Here is a 3967-nt window from a genome sequence, read left to right on the forward strand (position 1 = left end):
GCCACATAGCTTTCCAACTCAAGATCCATCTTTGATAACCCCCTTAATTTTTAAGACGAGCTCATTAATCTCCTTAAATTGGGTTTTCTGAGAAATTCTATTAACCAAAAGCAGGGCGGAAACATCCATGATCTTCTCCACCTCAACCAACCCATTGGCTCTCAATGTGTTTCCCGTCTCGACGATGTCAACGATAGCATCTGCAATCCCGATTTTTGGGGCAAGTTCGATGCTTCCGTGAAGCTTTATCACTTCGACCTCGACTCCTTTACTTTCAAAGAACCTCCTTGCAAGGCTTGGGTATTTGGTGGCTATTCTAAAACCGTCCATCTCTTCAACGCTTACAAGGTTTTCCCCAAGCATTGCTAGGCTTAATCTGCATTTTCCAAATGGTAATTCTAGGGGAATTAGAACATCACTCCTCCTCTCCTCAACGACATCGCTCCCTGCTATGCCTATATCCACCCCATGTTCAACGTAAACGGGCACATCAAAAGACCTCGCAAGTAAGAGTTCATACCTACCGTTTCTTACTATCAGCTCTCTGTTCTCTGGAGATTTAAGCTCAATCCCTGCTTTTTTTAGAATTTCGATTGAGTCTCTGAAGAGCCTACCTTTTGGAAGAACAAACCTCATCATTCCACCTCCACGGGAATTCCGAGCTTTACTAATGCCCGGGCAAGTTTGTAAGCTTCCTTGAGCTCTCCTTTAATCTTCTTTCTGCTCTTCTCTATCTTCCCGTCAAAGAGTTTTGAAAGTGCGTTTAAATCGAATGCAAAGCCAAAAGCACTAACCCCTTTGAAGATATATTCCCCTCCCCCTCCTAACGGTTTTCCAATCTTTGGAGAATAGACTTCAAAGATTATGTCACTGTAGTAGGGTAGAGGGCGTATGGTTCCAAAGTCTATGAAGATCCTTTTGTCGTCAACCATTTCAACTATTCTGTTGAGTTTTTCATAGGTGCACTTCCTTCCTCTAAAGTTGAAAAGTTTCCAGAGTTCTTCTTTCTTTTCCTCGTTTATAGGCAGTCTTTCAATGATTTCAAAGTTTCTTTTGGTCAGAGCGTTAAATACAGATTCCTTGAATTCCTCTATGTCTTTTAACACGTTTTCCCAGACCTTCAAACTGCCCACATCTATATAGAACTCCTCGATCCCAAGAGCTTCAAGAGAACTTATAACTGCTAAAAGCACTTCTACTTGCATTTTAGTATCTTTCCCTCCAATGAATTCAAGCCCCGCCTGCCATTCACCTTTAACCCCTCCATTTAAGACTTCGCTTATGTAGTAAAGCTTAAGTTTCCTAGGCACTTTAAGGTTGGTGAGTATCTGGGATGTAAGATCGGGTTTTATTATGTAAAATTCATTGTTATAGGCGAATTTTGTGCCTTTTCTTAGATCTTCGTTGAACTCCTCTATACTGGGCAAGAACACTTCTCTGTAGCCCCAGAGTTCGAAAGTTCGCCTTAGATATTTTGTAATGTCTGCCAATCTTTCTGATTCTGAAAATAAATCCTTCTTCAAAATAACCCCCCCAATGAGTTGTTGATTAAAAACCGTCCACTAACTTGAACATTTCTAGGAGAAAAGCCTTCAATGATGATGGCAGTAGCTCACCCTAAGGGCGATAGAAAAAAGCTTCAACATTTTTTCGGCTTTAATATATTTTATTTTGTCCAACATTTGCCATCACCGTGCCGGAGTCTCTCAGAGGAGTATAAAAAGTTAACGGAAGAATTTTTGGAATTTTGACTAAAATTCCGCTAACTCAAGGACTAGCTTCCATTTAGGACAGTGCTGCTTAAGGCGCGATTTTACTTCCCCATGTTTCCCAAGCGCCGGCCACACTATGGAATCAATATGAAGGGGAGGGATTCCGACTTCTTTAGCTATCCTATTCCAAAAATTTGTGGAAGGCTCATTTGTAAAGCGTTTTGTATAATTCATTATTCTTATATCCTCAGGAATTGGAATTCCTATTGGATACGCCTTAAATTCATTGAATGATATTCTCGCGGCATAACCAAACATTTTAACGGCAAAAACCACTGTTTTAGCATCTTTTTTGGAGCTCAACGCTTTTGCCAAATCATCCCTTAACTTGAGCATATCACTATAATATGCTTTGAGGTTATCTAAAGTCATTCTTTCAAGAAATGGTTCAAACTTCTCCAAGCGCTTTAGTTTAACACTCCCCAAGCGCCTGTTTGTCCTTGAACTAGGGAGGAACTCGAAATATGCTTCCTTTATGCTAGCCTTGGGAAAATTTTGAGAAAAATAACGGGAGAATTCCCACCACCACTCTTCCCCAGTTGCCGAAAGCTGGTAGGAGACGATAGCATTAGCAAGCACGAGCTTGATGAAGAGTTCATCGTTGTTTAAATTCCTGTGAAGATCTTCCAAAGCGGAAAACTGGAGGTCAACTTTTTCTTCTATGGTGCGGGCACACTCCAAGCCGAGCTCACTCAAAATTTCTTTAAGCTTCTCTATTCTTTCTTTATCCTTCGAGTATTTCATCTTAACGGTCATGGACTCACCTTTTTGCCACGTTGTTTATGAGCTTCATCAGATATGCATTTCTTTCCATGAAATCAGCTCCTCTGTTTCTTGGGGTTCCAAGTTCAATTTTGGCTCTTATCCCATTCTCTCTCAGGAATTCATGAAGTTTTAAGCTTAAATTTTGATATTCCTCCTTTTTAATTAGTCCATAAACGGTAGGACCCCAGGAGCTCTGCCCCCATCCATAGGTGTTTTCTCTCATGAATTCAAGTAAAAGGCTAACGTCCTCTCTAAACTCCCCTCCCTGGTACTTTTCAAAGTGTCTGCCCACCAATCTCTGTATCTCGCTTAAATGGGTGCCAAAGGACTTAATATCCACCTCCTTAAGTGCGGGAAGAAGTCCAAGAAGGATGTGATGGCTTATTTCCCCGGCAATTTCGGGTTTTCCAGAAAGCCCTTCCATAACGGGCTTTTCTTCTTCCTCATCGAATCCTCTTTTGATCTCGGGAATAACCAGCAAAAAAGCCCAGTTCTCAGGAAATTCCTCTCTCACTATGAGGGGAGGGATGCTTCCTCTAACACCACCATCGATTACTAAGCCTCCATACTTGAAGGTATACACCCCAGCTCCCGAATTTTTTCCCCTCCCTAGAATAGCTGCAAGTTCCTCAACGCTCAAATGCAAATTGTTGAGCTTTGAAATACCCATTCCTACACCCAGGCAAAGCTGGGTAGTCGAGCCCAATCCTACATGTCTTGGAATTGCTCTCTCAACTTCAATGCGGTAGTTAAAACCCGTTCTAAAGTGCTCGTTCATCTTCGCAACTACGAAGGTTATTGTTTCTCTATCCTCCTTTTCGGCACATATAACCTTGAGCTCATCATGAGGAGTCAGGTTTATTCTGTATCCCCCTTCCAATGCTACACCCAAAGCTCCAAAACGTCTTCCCACCGATGCGGAAGGATCTATCAATCCCAGATGAAGTCTCTTAGGAGTCTCAATTATCACGTGTATCACCTCTCACTAATTTAAAATCACCGAAAACCTTATAAATGCTCCCCTTTCCTAATATCTATCGGCGGCAAGCGCGGTGGTAGTCTAGTCTGGTCTAGGACTGCGGCCTGCCACGCCGCAAGCCCGGGTTCAAATCCCGGCCACCGCACCATTTTACGTGCTCCATACCACCTGCAACTTCTACGGGCTTCGATTTTTGCGTATCTCCGGTTTTATGGAAAAAAAGCTTCGTGAGGACTTCTACGAGGTCGTTTTTTCCAGTGAAGTTGTGCAACTGTTGTGCAACTCGTTCTTCCTCGACGAAGATAAGAACCGTCCTGCCGCTCACTTCGCCCTTCAATACGTCGAAGGTCTTCCCCACGAGGCTTATATCCTTAATCCTACAGTAGGCATACTCGTATTTTCCACTCCGTGAACGTGAGAACCGGGCTTTCACCACATACCACCAATTTGC

Annotated in this window: 4 protein-coding genes and 1 tRNA gene; 1 reads left to right on the forward strand and 4 read right to left on the reverse strand. The window is 42.7% G+C overall.

All coding sequences use genetic code 11. From position 1 onward, the window contains the following. Positions 1-18: 18 nt before the first annotated feature. The 4 genes from hisG to ACXJGZ_RS03990 all read right to left on the reverse strand — a co-directional run bounded on the left by hisG (position 19) and on the right by ACXJGZ_RS03990 (position 3507). On the reverse strand, positions 19-636 hold the full coding sequence (gene hisG, locus ACXJGZ_RS03975) for an ATP phosphoribosyltransferase (RefSeq protein ID WP_456326531.1): 618 nt from the start codon (positions 634-636) through the stop codon (positions 19-21). Beyond that, on the reverse strand, positions 636-1523 hold the full coding sequence (locus tag ACXJGZ_RS03980) for an ATP phosphoribosyltransferase regulatory subunit (protein ID WP_456326532.1): 888 nt from the start codon (positions 1521-1523) through the stop codon (positions 636-638). The genes hisG and ACXJGZ_RS03980 overlap by 1 nt, the downstream gene beginning before the upstream one ends. A gap of 228 nt (positions 1524-1751) precedes the next feature. Next, positions 1752-2528: an N-glycosylase/DNA lyase gene (locus tag ACXJGZ_RS03985; RefSeq protein ID WP_456398346.1), complete on the reverse strand. Its 777-nt coding sequence runs from the start codon at positions 2526-2528 to the stop codon at positions 1752-1754. Between the two features lie 4 nt (positions 2529-2532). Then, positions 2533-3507: a beta-ribofuranosylaminobenzene 5'-phosphate synthase family protein gene (locus ACXJGZ_RS03990; RefSeq protein ID WP_456398347.1), complete on the reverse strand. Its 975-nt coding sequence runs from the start codon at positions 3505-3507 to the stop codon at positions 2533-2535. Positions 3508-3586: 79 nt separating this feature from the next. On the opposite strand from ACXJGZ_RS03990, the gene ACXJGZ_RS03995 reads away from it, so the two are divergent. Next, positions 3587-3664: transfer RNA gene (locus tag ACXJGZ_RS03995), tRNA-Gly, on the forward strand. Positions 3665-3967: the final 303 nt, after the last annotated feature.

Source organism: Palaeococcus sp. (in: euryarchaeotes) (assembly GCF_053987695.1).

Excerpts from the sequence above, each read along its gene's own strand:
- hisG (WP_456326531.1), bottom strand. The coding sequence starts at position 636 with ATGAGGTTTGTTCTTCCAAAAGGTAGGCTCTTCAGAGACTCAATCGAA.
- ACXJGZ_RS03985 (WP_456398346.1), bottom strand. The coding sequence starts at position 2,528 with ATGACCGTTAAGATGAAATACTCGAAGGATAAAGAAAGAATAGAGAAG.